Here is a 17,146-nt window from a genome sequence, read left to right as displayed (position 1 = left end):
GATGGAGATCCTCCTCGTGAACCGAAAGCAGTGCCCGTGATCAAGCCCGACCTCACCATGACCATCCCCGACGAACTCGGCGCCCTCCACTTCGTGGGCATCGGCGGGTCCGGGATGAGCGGCATCGCCCGGCTGTTCCTCGAGGCCGGCTACACGGTCTCCGGCTCGGACGTCCGCCACTCCGCGAACATCGACGCTCTGCGGGCGCTCGGCGCGACGATCACCGTCGGGCACGACGCCGCGAACGTCGGCGACGCGGACACGCTGGTCGTGACCGGCGCCCTGTGGCAGGACAACCCCGAGTACCAGCTCGCTCTCGCGAAGGGCCTCCCGGTGCTCCACCGGTCGCAGGCGCTCGCCTGGCTCATCAACCGCAAGCGGCTGGTCGCGGTCGCGGGCGCGCACGGCAAGACCACGTCGACGGGCATGATCATCACCGGGCTCCTCGGCCTCGGCGAGGACCCGAGCTTCGTCAACGGGGGAGTGATCGCCTCGCTCGGCAAGAGCTCGCAGTCCGGCAGCGGCGACCTGTTCGTGGTGGAGGCGGATGAGTCCGACGGAACGTTCCTGCTCTACGACACGGCTGTCGCGCTCATCACGAACGTCGACCCCGACCACCTCGACCACTACGGATCGCTGGAGGCGTTCGAGGAGGCGTTCGTCACGTTCGCGCGCGAGTCGAGCGAACTGGTCGTCGTGTCCTCCGACGACGCCGGGGCGAAGCACGTCACCGCACGACTGCTCGCCGCCACGCCCGACAAGCCGGTCGTCACGTTCGGCGAGGCGGACGACGCCGATGTCCGCGTGCACTCCATCGTCACCGACGGCCCGGTCTCGTTCCGGATCAGCTACCGGGGCGGCGAGTATGCGGCTCAGCTGAAGGTGCCCGGTCGTCACAATGCCATCAACGCCGCGGGCGCCTTCGCGGTGATCACCGGTCTCGGTTTCGACCCGGCCGCGTCCCTCGCTGCGATCGCCGGGTTCGGTGGCACGGAGCGGCGCTTCGAGCTCCACGGCACCGTCGGCGGCGTGAGCGTCTACGACGACTACGCCCATCACCCCACCGAGGTCGCCGCCGCCCTCTCGGCCGCGCGCACCGTCGTGGGTTCGGGGCGCATCATCGCCGTGCACCAGCCGCACCTCTACAGCCGCACCCGGCTGTTCGCGAACGAGTTCGCCGAGACCCTCGAGAAGTACGCGGACGAGACCGTGGTGCTGGACGTCTACGGAGCCCGGGAGGACCCGGAGCCGGGTGTGACGGGAGCCCTCGTCGCCGATCGGTTCGCGCATCCCGAGCACGTCGCGTTCATCGCCGACTGGCAGGACGCCGCCGACCACACCGCCGAGATCGCGCGGGAGGGCGACTTCGTCATCACGCTCGGCTGCGGCGACGTCTACCGCATCGTGCCGCAGCTGCTCGACTCGCTCCGCCGCGTCCGCGAGTAGCCGCCCGTGAAGCGTCCCCAGGGTTACGACCGGCCGTCCGCGCCGACGCCGCCTCCGGCGGTCCCGTCGCCGCGCGACGCCGGGAGGCCCGCGCGGGAGCCCGTTGCGACCACGGAGCCGATCCCGGTCGTGCCGGCCGAGACGACGACGCGCGCGGCGATGCCTGCGCCGACGCCGAGTCCCACGAGGCGGGAGCGCGAGCCGTTCGCGGCCGAGCAGCCGCGGGAGGAGCGCCCCGCGGCCGAGACGTCGCCCTACGACCGGCTGCCCAGCAATCGCGAGATCGATCGGGCGCTGCGCGCGGCACGCAAGGAGCGCAAACGGGTCGAGCGCGGTGAGGTCCGGCGGTTCACCAAGCGGTCGCGTCGCCGTCGTCAGGCATGGCTCGCCGCAGGCGGGGTGGTCGCCGCCCTGGTCCTCGGTGTCACGCTGCTCGCGTTCTCCCCGGTGCTCGCCCTCCGGCACATCGAGGTGACGGGCGCGTCGCGCCTCGATCCGAAGGCCATCGAGGCGAAGCTCGGCGATCAGCTCGGCAAGCCGCTGCCGCTGCTCGACCAGGCCGGCATCTCGCACGACCTCGCGGCCTTCCCGCTGATCCGCAGCTACACGGTCGAGAGCCACCCGCCCGACACCATCGTCGTCCGCGTGGTGGAGCGCCAGCCGATCGGCGCGGTGCAGAAGGGCTCGGCGTTCACGCTGGTGGATGCGGCCAAGGTCCCCATCGCCTCGAGCGAAGCGCGTCCGGACGGCGTGCCGCTCATCACGGCCGCCGGCGGGTCGGCGGAGAAGGACGCCGGGTCGGCCTTCGCCGCTGTCGCCAGCGTCCTCAGTGCACTCCCCGCGGCGACCCTCGCGCAGGTGGACACGATCACCGCGACCACCAAGGACGATGTCTCGTTCACGCTGCGCGGCAGCGGTGCGACGGTGGTCTGGGGCAGCGCCGAGGACTCCGAACTGAAGGCGGCCGACCTGGCCGCGCTGCTCGTGGGCGCCGGCGGAGCGAGCCACTACGACGTGTCGTCACCGCACAGCGTGACGACCGGGTGACGCCATGTCGACGACGTCTTCCCGGCGCACTTTCCCGACACGCCTGGCGGGTTCCCCCGCCTCGGGCCGTGCGCACCTAACGTCGAAAAAGAGAATTGCATACTCAGCATAACTTTAAACCTCGACCAGAGGTTGAAGGTTCCCGTGGAGGCCGGACGTGACAGCAAACCAGAACTACCTCGCCGTGATCAAGGTCGTCGGCATCGGCGGAGGCGGCGTCAACGCCGTCAACCGCATGATCGAGCTCGGCCTCCGCGGCGTCGAGTTCATCGCCATCAACACGGACGCCCAGGCGCTGCTCATGAGCGACGCGGACGTCAAGCTCGATGTCGGTCGTGAGATCACCCGCGGTCTCGGAGCCGGCGCCGACCCCGAGGTGGGCCGCCGTGCAGCGGAGGACCACGCGGAGGAGATCGAGGAGGCGCTCGCGGGCGCCGACATGGTCTTCGTCACCGCGGGCGAAGGCGGCGGGACGGGCACGGGCGGAGCCCCGGTCGTCGCGCGCATCGCCAAGTCGATCGGCGCCCTCACCATCGGTGTCGTCACCAAGCCGTTCTCCTTCGAGGGCAAGCGCCGTCAGCAGCAGGCCGAAGCCGGCGTGCAGCGGCTGAAGGAAGAGGTCGACACCCTCATCGTCGTCCCGAACGACCGCCTGCTGGAGATCAGCGACCGCGGCATCAGCATGCTGGAGGCGTTCTCCACCGCCGACCAGGTGCTCCTCGCGGGTGTGCAGGGCATCACCGACCTCATCACCACGCCCGGCCTCATCAACCTCGACTTCGCCGACGTCAAGTCCGTCATGCAGGGTGCGGGCAGCGCCCTCATGGGGATCGGCTCCTCCCGGGGCGCCGACCGCGCGATCAAGGCCGCCGAGCTGGCCGTGGCATCCCCGCTGCTCGAAGCGAGCATCGACGGTGCGCACGGCGTCCTGCTCTCGATCCAGGGTGGTTCCAACCTCGGCATCTTCGAGATCAACGACGCGGCCCGCCTGGTGCAGGAGGCCGTCCACCCCGAGGCGAACATCATCTTCGGCGCGGTCATCGACGACACCCTCGGCGACGAGGTGCGCGTCACGGTCATCGCGGCCGGATTCGACGGCGGCGAGCCCGGCTCCAAGCCGGTCGTCGACAGCCGTCGCGCGACGTTCGTCGAGGCCGGCTCGGAGGACGCCGCGGCGTCCTCCGCCGTGACCGAGGCCGGCGAGGTCGAGGCGCCCGTCGCCGAGACCTGGACCGGCGAGACCCCGGTGGCCGAGACCGCCCCCAAAGACCCGGCGTTCGACGACGAGAATGACGACCTCGACATCCCCGACTTCCTCAAGTAGCCCGCTCGCCGAGCGCCTCGCGGCCGTCCGGGCCGGCATCGACGATGCCGCCCGCGCTGCGGGGCGCTCGACGGACGAGCTGACCACCATCGTGGTCACGAAATTCCACCCTGCATCCCTCGTGCGGGAGCTCGCGTCGCTCGGGGTCCGCGACGTGGGGGAGAACCGGCATCAGGAGGCGCAGGAGAAGGCGGCGGAGCTGTCCGACCTGGACCTCGCCTGGCATTTCGTCGGTCAGCTCCAGAGCAAGAAGGCGCGACAGGTGCGGCGCTACGCGTCGGTCATCCACTCGATCGATCGGCTCTCCCTCGTGGACGCGCTGCGCTCCGAGGAATCCGACATCGACGCGTTCGTCCAGCTGAACCTCACGGACGATCCGGGTCGGGGCGGTGTCGCCGACCGCGATCTCGAGGCGCTGGTCGAGCACGTGCTCGCGACGCCCGGCCTGCGACTGCTCGGCGTGATGGCCGTCGCGCCGCTCGACGAGGAGCCCGCCCGCGCGTTCGAGCGCGTGCGCGCCTCCAGCGATCGGGTCCGCGCGATCGCGCCGCAGGCCACCGCGATCTCGGCGGGGATGTCCCAGGACTACCGCGAGGCCGTCGCGGCCGGCGCGACACACCTACGGATCGGGACCGCCATTACCGGGAATCGGCCGAGCCTTGGTTAATCTCGAAGGAGAAGAAGGTTCGCAATACGTGCGTGCGAGGCGTCGGCGCACAGTTCTACACGGAGGAAGCGCATGGCCAACCCGCTGAAGAAGACGATGGTCTACCTCGGCCTCGCCGACGAGGAGCTGGAGTTCGACGAGCAGCCCGAGCAGGCGCAGCACCAGCCGCGCCGCGAGGCCCCTGCCCCCGTGCCGGTCCAGCCCGTTCCGCACCCCGCACCGGTCGCCCCCGTGGCCGGCCGCGCTCCGGTCACCCCGCTGCGCAAATCGTCCACCGCACGGAATGCTTCGGTACAGGAAATGAACGAGATCCTCACGGTCCACCCCCGCCAGTACCGCGACGCCCAGGCGATCGCCGAGTCGTTCCGGGAGGGCATCCCGGTCATCATCAACCTCTCGCAGATGAGCGAGGGGGACGCCCGACGTCTCATCGACTTCGCCAGCGGCCTCTCCCAGGGCCTCTACGGCAAGATCGAGCGCGTGACGCCGAAGGTCTTCCTGCTCTCGCCGTCGCACGTGGTCGTCTCCGGCGAGCACGGTGGCGCGGACGCCGAGGTCGACGCCTCCTTCTTCGCCCAGAACTGAGCCGGCGGTCCACGCGGCCGCCGACACGACGTGAGCGCACGCCCCCTCGTCAGAGAGGGCGTGCGCTCTCCGTCATACTGGGGGTGTGCTTGTCGTCTCGATAGTCGCGACCATCGCGTACTACCTCCTCCTGATCTACTTCTTCATCATGTGGGCGCGCTTCGTGCTCGACCTGGTGCGGACCTTCGCCCGGCAGTGGCGACCGAAGGGATTCGGCCTGCTGCTGGCAGAGGCCACCTACGCGGTCACCGACCCGCCCATCAAGTTCTTCCGCCGGATCATCCCCCCGCTGTCGATGGGGCCCGTCGCCCTCGACTTCGGGTGGAGCCTGACGATGCTCGTCGTCATCATCGGCTTGTACGTGACGCTGGGATTCAGCTGAGCGTCGCTCCCTGATGCGTCGTCGCCGCCGTTGTAGGGTGGTCGAGCCGACGTGAGCGAGCGCTGCGAAGTGCGCACACCGTGCCTGCTTTGCTAGCGTTGGCTGAACGCATTATCTGTTCGTCTCTTTCAAGATCTAAGGTGGCTTGCCATGGCGCTGACTCCGGAAGATGTAGTCAACAAGCGGTTCCAACCGACGAAGTTCCGCGAGGGCTACGACCAGGACGAGGTCGACGACTTCCTCGACGAGGTGGTCGTGGAGCTCCGTCGCCTGGGCCAGGAGAACGAGGAGCTCAAGCAGCGCCTCGTCGCCGCCGACTCGCGCATCGCCGAGCTGCAGCGCAGCTCCGGCTCGTCCGCCGCCCCGGCCGCGCCCGTCGCCGCCGCTCCGGCCGCCGACAACGGCGAGCTGGTCCGCCTCCAGCAGGAGAACGAGGACCTCAAGCAGCGTCTGGCGACCGCGCAGCAGACCGCTGCTGCCGCCGCCGCGGCTCCCGTCGCCGCTGCGGCCGCCGCTCCGGCGTTCGCCGCCGACAGCGCGAACGACCCGAACGCGACCAACAACCTCCTGCAGCTCGCCCGTCGCCTCCACGAGGAGCACGTGCGCGAGGGCGTCGAGAAGCGCGACTCGCTCATCGCCGAGGGTCACGCCACCGCCGCCCGCATCGTCGCCGAGGCCGAGTCGAAGCAGCGTGCGCAGATCAGCGCCCTCGACCAGGAGCGCACCCAGCTCGAGCGCCGCATCGACGAGCTCCGCACGTTCGAGCGCGACTACCGTCAGGGTCTCAAGGGCTACATCGAGGGCCAGCTCCGCGACCTCGACGCCCAGCCTGCCGCGGGCGGTGCCGGCTTCGGCCAGAACCGTTCCGCCGCGCCGGTGACCGCCGGCGTTCCGGCGCCCGTCTCGGCGGACGCCTCCGGCTCCTCGGACCAGGGGCACCAGCCCCCGGTCTTCCCCGGCTTTGGAGGCTAGTACCTCCCGGCGCTCGGTCAGCGTCCGGGCCTTGGTGATCCTGGCCATCGTCGCGCTCTGCGTGTACCTGGTCGATCAGATCGCCAAGGTCCTGGTCGTCGCCAACCTCTATGAGGGGCAGCGGGTCGAGGTGCTCGGCCAGCTGCTGCAGTTCAACTTCGTCAAGAACGCCGGCGCCGCCTTCTCGATCGGGAGCGGATCCACCTGGATCTTCTCGATCGTCGGCGTCGGTGTTCTCGGCTTCGTCGTCTGGTACGCGCCGCGGATCAAGTCGACGGCCTGGGCCATCCTCTTCGGCCTGCTGCTGGGCGGACTGCTCGGCAACCTGACCGACCGGCTCTTCCGCGAGCCCGGTTTCGGTGTCGGCCATGTCGTCGACTTCCTGCAGATCCCGCTGCTGCCGGCCATCTTCAACCTGGCCGACGTCGCGATCGTCTCGAGCATGGCGCTCTTCCTCATCCTCACCATCCGGGGCGTCGGTCTCGACGGCCGCCGGACCGGCGAGGACGACGACGAGGGCACCGAAGGCGTCGAGACCGCCGATGCCGCGCAGCGCGAGGGCGCCGCGCAGCGCGAGGGCGCCGCGCGGGACGAGGGCGCCGCGCAGCTCGACGGCAGTGCGCCGGCCCCGGCCGACGTGGACCACCCCGAGAAGCCGCAGCCGTAGATGGAGTCGCGCAGCTTCCCCATCCCCGACGGGCTCGACGGGGCACGGGTGGACGCGGGGCTCGCCAAGCTCCTCGGCTTCTCCCGCAGCTTCGCCGCCGAGATCGCCGAGGCGGGCGGTGTCACGGTCGACGGGCGTGACGTCGACAAATCCGATCGGCTCACCGCCGGTTCGTGGCTCGAGGTCTCCTGGAAGCCGCGCGAAGAGGTCACCATCGTCCCGATCGCGGTGCCCGATCTGACGATCGTGTACGACGACGACGACATCGTCGTGATCGACAAGCCGGTCGGGGTGGCGGCGCACCCCTCCGTCGGCTGGGAGGGTCCCACCGTCCTCGGCGCCCTCGCCGCGGCGGGATTCCGCATCTCGACCTCGGGAGCCGCGGAGCGCGCCGGCATCGTCCATCGCCTCGACGCGGGGACGAGCGGCCTGATGGTCGTGGCGAAGTCCGAGCGGGCGTACACGGCGCTGAAGCGCGCCTTCCACGACCGCACCGTGGAGAAGATCTACCACGCCGTCGTCCAAGGGCACCCCGATCCGCTCGCGGGCACGATCGACGCGCCCATCGGCCGCCATCCGCGGTCCGATTGGAAGTTCGCCGTCGTCTCCGACGGCAAGCCGTCCGTGACCCACTACGAGACGATCGAGGCGTTCCCTGCGGCGAGCCTGCTGGAGATCCACCTGGAGACCGGCCGCACCCACCAGATCCGCGTGCACATGGCCGCCCAGCGGCACCCCTGCGTCGGCGACGCCATGTACGGCGCAGACCCGACGCTCTCGGCCCGGCTGGGGCTCACCCGGCAGTGGCTGCACGCCGTCCAGCTCGCGTTCGAGCACCCGGCCACGCGGGAATGGGTCACCTTCACGACCGGCTACCCGGCCGACCTCCAGCACGCGCTCGACGTCCTCCGCGCCTCCTAGGCACGCCGCCGCAACGGAGGAGATCCGGTGCCAATCCCCACGGATCACCTCCGTTTCCGGCCGGCCTCCGGCGTGTCGCCCGGCATCTCCTCCGTTCCCCGCGCGCATCCCTCCGGAGGTCCGTGGCACGACGTAGGCTTGTCTCCGACATGAGCGATTCCTTCGTCCACCTCCACGTCCACAGCGAGTACTCGATGCTCGACGGGGCGGCACGCGTCAAGCCGCTCATCGATGCGGCCGTCGAGCAGCAGATGCCCGCCGTCGCCGTCACCGACCACGGCAACATGTTCGGCGCGTTCGATTTCTGGCGCACCGCGACGGACGCCGGCATCAAGCCGATCATCGGCACCGAGGCGTACCTGACCCCGCGGACGCACCGCACGGACAAGACGCGGATCCGCTGGGGCGACGGGGGCGGGGACGACGTCTCGGGCTCCGGCGCCTACACGCACATGACCATGCTCGCCGCGACCACCGAGGGCATGCACAACCTGTTCCGGATGTCGTCGAAGGCGTCGATGGAGGGCTACTACTTCAAGCCCCGCATGGACCGCGAGCTCCTCAGCCAGTACGGCAAGGGCATCATCGCCACGACGGGCTGCCCATCGGGCGAGGTCCAGACCCGGCTCCGGCTCGGCCAGTACGACGAGGCTGTCAAGGCGGCCGCCGAGTTCCGCGACATCTTCGGCAAAGAGAACTTCTACGCCGAGATCATGGACCACGGACTCGGGATCGAGCGCCGCATCATGAGCGATCTGATCCGCCTGGCCAAAGACCTCGGGATCCCGATGGTGGCCACCAACGACCTGCACTACACGCACGCCGAGGACGCCAAGAGCCACGCCGCGCTGCTCTGCGTGCAGTCCGGTTCGACGCTCGACGACCCCAACCGGTTCAAGTTCGACGCCGACGAGTTCTACCTCAAGTCGGCCGACCAGATGCGACAGCTCTTCCGCGACTACCCCGAGGCGTGCGACAACACCCTCGCCATCGCCGAACGCTGCGACGTGCAGTTCGACACCTCCGCGAACTTCATGCCCCGGTTCCCGGTCCCCGCCGAGGAGACCGAGCAGACCTGGTTCGTGAAGGAGGTCGAGAAGGGGCTGACCGAGCGCTACCCGAACGGCGTCACGCCCGAGGTTCGCAAGCAGGCCGACTACGAGATCGGCGTCATCTCGCAGATGGGATTCCCCGGATACTTCCTCGTCGTCGCCGACTTCATCAACTGGTCGAAGCGCAACGGGATCCGCGTCGGTCCCGGCCGCGGCTCGGGCGCCGGATCGATGGCCGCCTACGCCATGCGCATCACCGACCTCGACCCGCTCCAGCACGGCCTGATCTTCGAGCGCTTCCTCAACCCGGACCGCGTCTCCATGCCCGACTTCGACGTCGACTTCGACGACCGCCGCCGTGGCGAGGTCATCAAGTACGTGACCGAGAAGTACGGCTCGGAGCGCGTCGCCCAGATCGTCACCTACGGCACCATCAAGGCCAAGCAGGCACTGAAGGACTCGGGACGCGTGCTCGGGTTCCCGTTCTCGATGGGCGAGAAGCTCACCAAGGCGATGCCGCCGCCCGTGATGGGCAAGGACATCCCGCTGACCGGGATCTTCGACAAGAACCACCCGCGCTTCAAGGAGGCCGTGGACATCCGCGCGGTCGTCGAGAGCGACCCGGAGGCGCGGACCGTCTTCGACACTGCGCTCGGTCTCGAGAACCTCAAGCGGCAGTGGGGTGTGCACGCGGCCGGCGTGATCATGTCGTCCGACCCGCTCATCGACATCATCCCGATCATGAAGCGCGAGCAGGACGGCCAGATCGTCACGCAGTTCGACTATCCCGCGTGCGAGTCCCTCGGACTGATCAAGATGGACTTCCTGGGTCTGCGCAACCTGACGATCATCAACGACGCGCTCGACAACATCAAGGCGAACCGGGGCGAGGACCTCGTCCTCGAAGACCTCGAGCTCGACGACCGCCCCGCCTACGAGCTCCTGTCGCGCGGCGACACGCTCGGCGTGTTCCAGCTCGACGGCGGGCCGATGCGATCGCTGCTGCGCCTGATGCGCCCTGACAACTTCGAGGACATCTCGGCACTGATCGCGCTGTACCGGCCAGGGCCGATGGGCGCCAACTCGCACACCAACTATGCGCTGCGCAAGAACGGCCAGCAGGACATCACCCCGATCCATCCGGAACTGGCCGAGCCGCTGGCGGACATCCTCTCGTCGAGCTACGGCCTCATCATCTACCAGGAGCAGGTGATGGCGATCGCGCAGAAGGTCGCCGGGTTCTCGCTCGGACAGGCGGACATCCTCCGTCGCGCGATGGGCAAGAAGAAGAAGTCCGAGCTGGACAAGCAGTTCGCGGGCTTCGCGCAGGGCATGAACGACAACGGCTACTCGATGGACGCCGTCAACAAACTCTGGGAGATCCTGCTCCCGTTCTCGGACTACGCGTTCAACAAAGCCCACTCCGCCGCCTACGGCGTCATCTCGTACTGGACGGCCTACCTCAAGGCGCACTATCCGGCCGAGTACATGGCCGCGCTGCTCACGAGCGTGGGCGACTCGAAGGACAAGATGGCGCTCTATCTCAACGAGTGCCGCCGGATGGGGATCAAGGTGCTCCCGCCCGACGTCAACGAGTCGAGCCTGTACTTCGCGGCCGTCGGCGAAGACATCCGCTTCGGAATGGGCGCGGTGCGCAACGTCGGGGCGAACGTCGTCGAGGGCGTGCGCGAGGCGCGCGAGAGCAAAGGCCGATTCGAGTCGTTCCACGACTTCCTGTCGAAGGTGCCGATCCACGCGGCGAACAAGCGCACCGTCGAGTCGCTCATCAAGGCGGGCGCCTTCGACTCCCTCGGCCATACCCGGCGCGCCCTCGTCGAGGTCCACGAGGACGCCGTGGAGTCGGCGGTCAAGATCAAGCGCAACGAGGCCAACGGCGACGTGGGCTTCGACTTCGACAGCCTGTGGGGCGACGACGAGCCCGGGCAGGCTCAGCACAACATCCCGGAGCGGCCGGAGTGGGGCAAGCGCGACAAGCTCGCCTTCGAACGCGACATGCTCGGCCTGTACGTCTCGGACCACCCGCTCGCGGGGCTGGAGCTGCAGCTGGCGAAGCTGGCCAGCACGTCGATCGCCGATCTGGTCGGCTCGGACAGCATCCAGGATGGCGAGACCGTCACGATCGCGGGTCTGGTCACGAGCGTGCAGCACCGTGTGGCCAAGGCGTCGGGCAACCAGTACGGGATGATCACCGTCGAGGACTTCGGCGGCGAGATGACGGCCATGTTCATGGGCAAGGCGTACCAGGAGTTCTCGTCGATGCTCACCGGCGACTCGATCGTGGTGGTGCGCGGCCGCGTCAGCCTGCGCGACGACGGCATGAACCTCCACGCCTTCAGCCTGATGAATCCCGATCTCGGGCCCATCGAAGACAGCACTCCGCTGCAGATCACCATCCAGGACCGTCGTGCGACCCCGGATGTCGTCACACGCCTCGGCCAGACGTTCTCGCGGCACCCCGGTGAGAACGAGGTGCGCATCCGGCTGGTGACCGGCGACCGCATCCGCGTGCTCGGCGTGCCGGATCACGTGAAGGTCAGTCCCGACCTCTACGGGGAGCTGAAGGGCCTGCTGGGCCCGAACTGCCTGGTCTAGCGTTGGGGGCATGAGCGACGGCGTCCGGAACCTGCACGAAGCACTCTCGCGGATCGGCGACCACTGGCAGCCGCACCGGCTGACGAGCGTCAACGACTACGACGTGAAGGTGGTGAAGCTGCTCGGCGAGTTCGTCTGGCACGAGCATCCCGACACCGACGAGCTGTTCCTCGTGCTGAGCGGCGAGCTGACCATCCAGCTGCGCGACGGCGATGTCGTGCTCGGCGAAGGCGACGTCTTCGTCGTGCCGAAGGGCGTCGAGCACTGCCCGAGGGCCGACGTCGAGGTGGAGGCGCTGCTGTTCGAGCCGAAGGGCACCGTGAACACGGGGACCGCCGGGGGAGATCGGACCTCCGCGCTGCGCGAGTTCGACTGAGCCGCGCAGGTCGACTGAGCCGCGCTAGTCGAGCTCGGTGGGGCGGTGGTAGCGGCGCTCGTGGTATAGGAGGGGCGCGTCGTCCGCGCCGAGCTCGCCCTGCTCGATCTGCACGACGACCACCGCACTGTTGTGCACGGTGAAGCGTTCGATGATGCGCCCGACCATCCACGCCGTCGTGTCCTTGATCACGGGCAGACCGTGCGGGCCGACGTACCAGTGCTCGCCCTCGAACCGGCGTGCGTTGTCGCCGGCGAGCTTTTCGGCCGCCGCCTTGTTGCGGACGCCGAGCGTGTGGACGACCACGCGGTCCGTCTCCGCGATGGCGGGCCAGCTGGAGGCCGAGAGCGCCATGTTGAACGTCGCGAGCGGCGGGACGGCGGCCAGCGAGGCGAGGGAGGTCGCCGTGAAGCCGACGGGGGTGCCGTCCGCCCGCAGGGCCGTGATGATGGCGACACCCGCCGCGTGACGGCGGAACGTCTGGCGGAAGGCCGCCAGGTCCGGGGTCGCGTCGGAGACGGTGCCGTCGGTGGGGTCGGGAGATGCGCTGTTCATACGTGTACTGCAAGCACCAATCGGCTTCGAGAATTCCGCTCGCGGGAAACGGGGGAGAGGGGAGCGGATAGGCTTGTCGGGCCATGATGCAGACCATCGATCTCCGCGGAGTCCAGCCTACTCGCGCCGCCTTCGAGCGCCTCGTCCCTCGTCCCGTCGTCGACGTCCAGGTCGCGATGCATGTCGCGACCGAGCTCATCGATGACGTGCGCGCCCGCGGGGCCGTCGCTCTGCGCGAGCAGGCCGAACGGTTCGACGGTGTCGCGCCGTCGGCCCTGCGCGTGCCCGCGGCGGAGATCGCGGCCGCGGTGGAGGCGCTTCCCGCCGACGTCCGAGCGGCGCTGGACGAGGTCATCGCGCGGGTCCGCCAGGGGACGGCGGCGCAGGTGCCGCCGCCGGCAGAGACCCGCATCGGCCCCGGCGCCACGATCGTGCAGCGCTGGCAGCCGGTCGAGCGCGCCGGGCTGTACGTCCCCGGCGGCAAGGCCGTCTACCCGTCGAGCGTCGTGATGAGTGCGGTGCCGGCCCAGATCGCCGGTGTCTCGTCCGTGGCCATCGCGAGCCCGCCGCAGCGCGAGTTCGGCGGTGCCGTGCACCCTGTCATCCTCGGAGCGGCCGGCCTGCTCGGGATCGACGAGGTCTACGCCATGGGCGGCGCCGGTGCCATCGGTGCGCTGGCGTACGGCGTCGAGGAGATCGGGCTCGACCCGGTCCAGGTCATCACCGGCCCCGGCAACATCTACGTGGCCGCCGCCAAGCGGGTCGTGCGCGGCCAGACCGGTATCGATTCCGAAGCCGGGACGACGGAGATCCTCGTGATCGCCGATGCCTCGGCGAACCCGCGCTACGTCGCGGCCGACCTGGTCAGCCAGGCCGAGCACGACGAGGCCGCCGCTTCGCTCCTCGTCACGGACAGCCCTGATCTCGCCGAGCGCGTCGCAGCCGAGCTGGAGGCGGTGGCCGCGGCCACCCGCCACAGCGACCGTGTGCGCACTGCTCTGAGCGGTCCGCAGTCCGGCATCGTCCTGGTCGACGATCTCGCCGCCGCCGCCGCGTTCAGCAACGCCTACGGCCCGGAGCACCTGGAGATCCAGACCGCGTCCGACGACGCCGTGCTCGCCGACATCCAGAACGCGGGAGCGATCTTCGTCGGCCCGAGCGCCCCGGTCAGCCTCGGCGACTACCTCGCCGGCTCGAACCACGTGCTCCCGACCGGTGGCCAGGCACGGTTCTCCTCGGGCCTGGGCGCGTACTCGTTCCTGCGGCCGCAGCAGATCATCCGCTACGACCGCGACGCGCTGCGGGAGGTCGCCGACCGCATCGTCGCCCTCTCGGGTGCGGAGGACCTCCCGGCCCACGGAGAGGCCGTCACGGCTCGCTTCGACGACCCGTCGGTGTCGAACCGGTAGAATCTGAGGCATGTTCTGCCCTTTCTGCCGCCACCCGGACTCACGCGTCATCGACTCCCGGACCAGTGACGACGGTCTCTCGATCCGTCGTCGCCGGCAGTGCCCCGAGTGCGGTCGCCGGTTCTCGACCACCGAGACGGCGAGCCTGAGCGTCATCAAGCGCAGCGGAGTGGCCGAACCGTTCAGCCGCGAGAAGATCATGCTCGGCGTGCGGAAAGCCTGCCAGGGGCGCCCCGTGACCGATTCCGATCTTGCGGTGCTGGCTCAGAAGGTCGAGGAGACCATCCGCTCCACCGGTGCCTCGCAGATCGAGGCGAACGAGGTCGGACTGGCCATCCTCCCGGAGCTGCGAGAGCTGGACGAAGTGGCGTACCTCCGCTTCGCCAGCGTGTACCAGGGCTTCGACTCGCTCGACGACTTCGAGGACGCCATCCGCCAGCTACGGGTCGCCCACCACGTCGAGCCCGCCGACGTGCAGGCCTGATTCCGCAGAGCCTCGCTCGGCGGCGCGGTATTCTCGTACCGGCATGTATCGCACACTCTTCTCCCTCGTCCTTTCCCGACTCGACCCCGAGCAGGCCCATCACGCCGCTTTCGTCGTGATCCGCGCGCTGCCCGCCCTGGGGCTCGGCCGTCTCGCCCGCCGGTTGACCGGAGCTGACCCGTCCCTCGCGGTCGATGCGCTCGGGCTCCGATTCGACTCCCCGTTCGGTGTCGCCGCCGGCTTCGACAAGGATGGCGAAGCCGTGCTGGGACTCGGTGCCCTGGGGTTCGGGCACGTGGAGGTCGGGACGATCACCGCGATCGCCCAGCCCGGAAACGACAAGCCGCGGCTGTTCCGCCTCATCCCGGACCGTGCGGTCGTCAACCGGATGGGCTTCAACAACCGTGGCGCAGGCGTCGCCGCGGACCGCCTCCTCCGGGTGCGGCGCGCGCGTCGTCGCCCCGTGCTAGGCGTCAACATCGGCAAGAGCCGCGTCGTCGCGGTCGAGGACGCCCTGCAGGACTACCTGACGAGCGCGCGGGCGCTGGCGCCGGTCGCCGACTACCTGGTCGTCAACGTGAGCTCGCCGAACACGCCCGGCCTTCGCGGCCTCCAGGAGCTCGACCTCCTCGGGCCGCTGCTCGCCGCCGTCGCCGACGTGGCGGGGGAGAAGCCGCTGCTGGTGAAGATCGCGCCCGATCTCACCGACGAGCAGGTGCGGCGCATCGCCGAACTGGTCGTGCGCCTGGGCCTGGCCGGGATCATCGCGACCAACACCACCATCTCGCGCGAGGGGTTGCGCACGGATCCCGCGGTCGTCGAGGCGGCGGGTGCGGGCGGCCTGTCGGGTGCGCCGCTCGCGGCGCGGTCTCTCGAGGTGCTGAAGCTCATCCGCGCGACGGTGCCGCCCGAGCTCTGCGTCATCTCCGTCGGCGGAGTGGAGACCGCGGAGGACGTCCAGGAGCGACTCGACGCCGGCGCCACGCTGGTGCAGGGGTACACGGCGTTCCTCTACCGGGGCCCGCTCTGGGCCCGTCAGATCAACCGCGGGCTGCTACGCCTCCGGCGTCCCCTGGTGGAAGCGTAGGCGCCAGCGGTCACCGCTGCGCTGCCAGAGGGAGCTCCGCAGGCTGCCGCCGCGGGAATCCGTGGTGCGCGCCGTCAGGAGGATGACGCCCTCGGCGACCGCTTCCGTCGCGAGCACTTCCAGCTCGACCGCCTCGGACGGCTCGTCCGACAGCGCCTGGATGGTGTCGTCGCGTCCCCAGAGCCGGCCCGAGCGGCCGATCTCGGCGAACTCGGGATGCAGCAGGCCGGCCACCCGGGAGGCGTCTGAGCGGATCGCGGGGTCCAGGAGCTCGCGCTCGAGGCGGGCGACGACCTCCTCGTCGGTCTCGGCGACGGCGAGATCGCCGAAGATGTCGAGCTCGAGCGCGTCGTCCGCTGCCGCTGCCGATGCCGGTGCCGCTGCAGGTGCCGGTGCCGCTGCAGGTGCCGGTGCCGGTGCCGGTGCCGGTGCCGGTGCTTCCGGCGCCTCCTCGGCGCGCGCCGCATTCGGCCACCCCGGCCCGATCGGGATGGGGTCGCCCTTCTGGTACGCGGTCGCGACGGCGCGTGCGCGCACGTCGGCGGCCTCGTTGAGATCGTGGCCGGCGTGGCCCTTCACCCACTCGAAGACGTAACGGCGTCCCTGCAGGGCGCGGTCGAGCCGCTCCAGCAGTTCCCGGTTGAGGACGGGAGCGCCGTCGGCCTTGCGCCAGCCCTTGCGCTTCCAGCCCGCCATCCACTTCGTGACGGCGTTGATCACGTACTGGCTGTCGCAGAGGATGCGCAGGTCGTCGTCGAGATGAGCGGTGGACTCGAGCAGGTCGATGACGGCCATCAGCTCGCCCTGGTTGTTGGTGCCGTGCGGCCAGCCACCGGCGGACCAGCGGTCGTCGTCGACGTACCAGGCCCACCCGGCGGGGCCGGGGTTGCCGAGGGCGGAGCCGTCGGCGGCTGCGACGATCGTCACGTCAGCTGGGGTAGTGGCCGCGCTTGACCTGCGGCTTCGGCAGTCGCATAACGCGCAGCTGCAGCGCCCGCATCGCCGCGTACCACCGCAGTCCCCGCTCGACCTTGTCGGCGCCGTACTTGGCGGCGATCCGCTTGCGCACGAGGAAGCCGAGCACGATGCAGTCGATCACGGAGATGAGGAAGAACGCCCACAGCGCGAAGAGCGCCCACACCTGCAGGAACTGCCAGGGCAGGAAGCTGAGGACGATGATGACGAGCATCACCGGGATGAGGAACTCGCCGATGCTGAATCGCGCGTCCACGTAGTCGCGCACGTACCGGCGCTGCGGACCGCGGTCGCGCTGGGTCAGGTAGCGCTCGTCGCCGTTCGCCATGCCGACGCGCGCCTTCTCGCGGGCCTCCGCCTGCTTGGTGCGCGCGTTGCGGGCCGCCTCCTTGCGGTCTCCGGGCACCAGGGGGCGCTTGCGGGCGGCCTCCTGCTCGCGGCGGGAGGGCGTCGGCGCGCCCTTGCCCTGCGCCAGTCGTTCTGCCGTCTGTTCGGGTGTCTCGGTGACGGGCGTCTCCGCCTCGGTCGCCGGGTGGTCTCGTTTCGCCAACGCTCAGCCTTCGGTTGTGGGGTCACTTAAGATT

General features: G+C 69.8%; 17 protein-coding genes. 14 read left to right on the top strand and 3 right to left on the bottom strand.

The annotated features are described in order from the left end of the window. Nucleotides 1-36 precede the first annotated feature (36 nt). The 11 genes from murC to ACFVU2_RS11165 all read left to right on the top strand — a co-directional run bounded on the left by murC (nucleotide 37) and on the right by ACFVU2_RS11165 (nucleotide 12,052). Nucleotides 37-1,446 carry a UDP-N-acetylmuramate--L-alanine ligase gene (murC, locus tag ACFVU2_RS11215; RefSeq protein ID WP_387873954.1) on the top strand — a complete coding sequence of 470 codons (1,410 nt, stop codon included), beginning with the start codon at nucleotides 37-39 and terminating at the stop codon, nucleotides 1,444-1,446. 6 nt (nucleotides 1,447-1,452) lie between these two features. Beyond that, nucleotides 1,453-2,493 carry an FtsQ-type POTRA domain-containing protein gene (locus ACFVU2_RS11210; RefSeq protein ID WP_387873953.1) on the top strand — a complete coding sequence of 347 codons (1,041 nt, stop codon included), beginning with the start codon at nucleotides 1,453-1,455 and terminating at the stop codon, nucleotides 2,491-2,493. Between the two features lie 157 nt (nucleotides 2,494-2,650). Next, entirely contained in the window at nucleotides 2,651-3,817 is a 1,167-nt protein-coding gene (ftsZ, locus tag ACFVU2_RS11205) for a cell division protein FtsZ (RefSeq protein ID WP_387873951.1), read from the top strand. Beyond that, entirely contained in the window at nucleotides 3,783-4,484 is a 702-nt protein-coding gene (locus ACFVU2_RS11200; RefSeq protein ID WP_387873949.1) for a YggS family pyridoxal phosphate-dependent enzyme, read from the top strand. Before ftsZ ends, ACFVU2_RS11200 begins: the two co-directional genes overlap by 35 nt. A 72-nt stretch (nucleotides 4,485-4,556) precedes the next feature. After that, nucleotides 4,557-5,069 (top strand): cell division protein SepF, encoded by a 513-nt coding sequence (locus ACFVU2_RS11195; protein ID WP_387873946.1) that lies wholly within the window; start codon nucleotides 4,557-4,559, stop codon nucleotides 5,067-5,069. Between the two features lie 85 nt (nucleotides 5,070-5,154). Beyond that, entirely contained in the window at nucleotides 5,155-5,451 is a 297-nt protein-coding gene (locus ACFVU2_RS11190; protein ID WP_387873945.1) for a YggT family protein, read from the top strand. A gap of 150 nt (nucleotides 5,452-5,601) precedes the next feature. Next, nucleotides 5,602-6,423, top strand: coding sequence for a DivIVA domain-containing protein (locus ACFVU2_RS11185; protein ID WP_387873942.1), 822 nt, complete (start codon nucleotides 5,602-5,604; stop codon nucleotides 6,421-6,423). Between the two features lie 34 nt (nucleotides 6,424-6,457). Then, nucleotides 6,458-7,090: a signal peptidase II gene (gene lspA / locus ACFVU2_RS11180; protein ID WP_387874443.1), complete on the top strand. Its 633-nt coding sequence runs from the start codon at nucleotides 6,458-6,460 to the stop codon at nucleotides 7,088-7,090. Then, nucleotides 7,091-8,011 carry an RluA family pseudouridine synthase gene (locus tag ACFVU2_RS11175; RefSeq protein WP_387873941.1) on the top strand — a complete coding sequence of 307 codons (921 nt, stop codon included), beginning with the start codon at nucleotides 7,091-7,093 and terminating at the stop codon, nucleotides 8,009-8,011. It begins immediately after the preceding gene. A gap of 149 nt (nucleotides 8,012-8,160) precedes the next feature. Further along, on the top strand, nucleotides 8,161-11,676 hold the full coding sequence (gene dnaE, locus ACFVU2_RS11170; RefSeq protein ID WP_387873939.1) for a DNA polymerase III subunit alpha: 3,516 nt from the start codon (nucleotides 8,161-8,163) through the stop codon (nucleotides 11,674-11,676). 10 nt (nucleotides 11,677-11,686) lie between these two features. Further along, on the top strand, nucleotides 11,687-12,052 hold the full coding sequence (locus ACFVU2_RS11165) for a cupin domain-containing protein (protein ID WP_387873936.1): 366 nt from the start codon (nucleotides 11,687-11,689) through the stop codon (nucleotides 12,050-12,052). A gap of 24 nt (nucleotides 12,053-12,076) precedes the next feature. On the opposite strand, the gene ACFVU2_RS11160 is transcribed toward ACFVU2_RS11165, so the two are convergent. Continuing rightward, nucleotides 12,077-12,607, bottom strand: coding sequence for a flavin reductase family protein (locus ACFVU2_RS11160; RefSeq protein WP_387873933.1), 531 nt, complete (start codon nucleotides 12,605-12,607; stop codon nucleotides 12,077-12,079). Nucleotides 12,608-12,690: 83 nt separating this feature from the next. On the opposite strand from ACFVU2_RS11160, the gene hisD reads away from it, so the two are divergent. From hisD to ACFVU2_RS11145, 3 genes are read left to right on the top strand one after another with little or no spacing between them, the layout of a single operon-like run. Next, on the top strand, nucleotides 12,691-14,016 hold the full coding sequence (hisD, locus tag ACFVU2_RS11155) for a histidinol dehydrogenase (RefSeq protein ID WP_387873930.1): 1,326 nt from the start codon (nucleotides 12,691-12,693) through the stop codon (nucleotides 14,014-14,016). Nucleotides 14,017-14,026: 10 nt separating this feature from the next. Next, nucleotides 14,027-14,500 carry a transcriptional regulator NrdR gene (gene nrdR / locus ACFVU2_RS11150; protein WP_387873927.1) on the top strand — a complete coding sequence of 158 codons (474 nt, stop codon included), beginning with the start codon at nucleotides 14,027-14,029 and terminating at the stop codon, nucleotides 14,498-14,500. A gap of 43 nt (nucleotides 14,501-14,543) precedes the next feature. Further along, a complete protein-coding gene (locus tag ACFVU2_RS11145; protein WP_387873924.1) occupies nucleotides 14,544-15,587 on the top strand; it encodes a quinone-dependent dihydroorotate dehydrogenase in 1,044 nt (347 codons plus the stop codon). On the opposite strand, the gene ACFVU2_RS11140 is transcribed toward ACFVU2_RS11145, so the two are convergent. Together ACFVU2_RS11140 and ACFVU2_RS11135 are read right to left on the bottom strand one after the other, a co-directional pair. Further along, the gene (locus ACFVU2_RS11140) at nucleotides 15,555-16,514 is read right to left on the bottom strand and encodes an RNase H family protein (protein ID WP_387873923.1); all 960 of its coding nucleotides are present in this window, start codon (nucleotides 16,512-16,514) and stop codon (nucleotides 15,555-15,557) included. The two genes, ACFVU2_RS11145 and ACFVU2_RS11140, sit on opposite strands and share 33 nt — an antisense overlap. 1 nt (nucleotide 16,515) lies before the next feature. After that, entirely contained in the window at nucleotides 16,516-17,112 is a 597-nt protein-coding gene (locus tag ACFVU2_RS11135) for a DUF3043 domain-containing protein (RefSeq protein ID WP_387873922.1), read from the bottom strand. Nucleotides 17,113-17,146 lie beyond the last annotated feature (34 nt).

This window comes from Leifsonia sp. NPDC058194 (assembly GCF_042883605.1).
Classification (GTDB): Bacteria; Actinomycetota; Actinomycetes; order Actinomycetales; family Microbacteriaceae; genus Leifsonia.
This window is presented reverse-complemented; position numbering and strand designations above follow the sequence as displayed.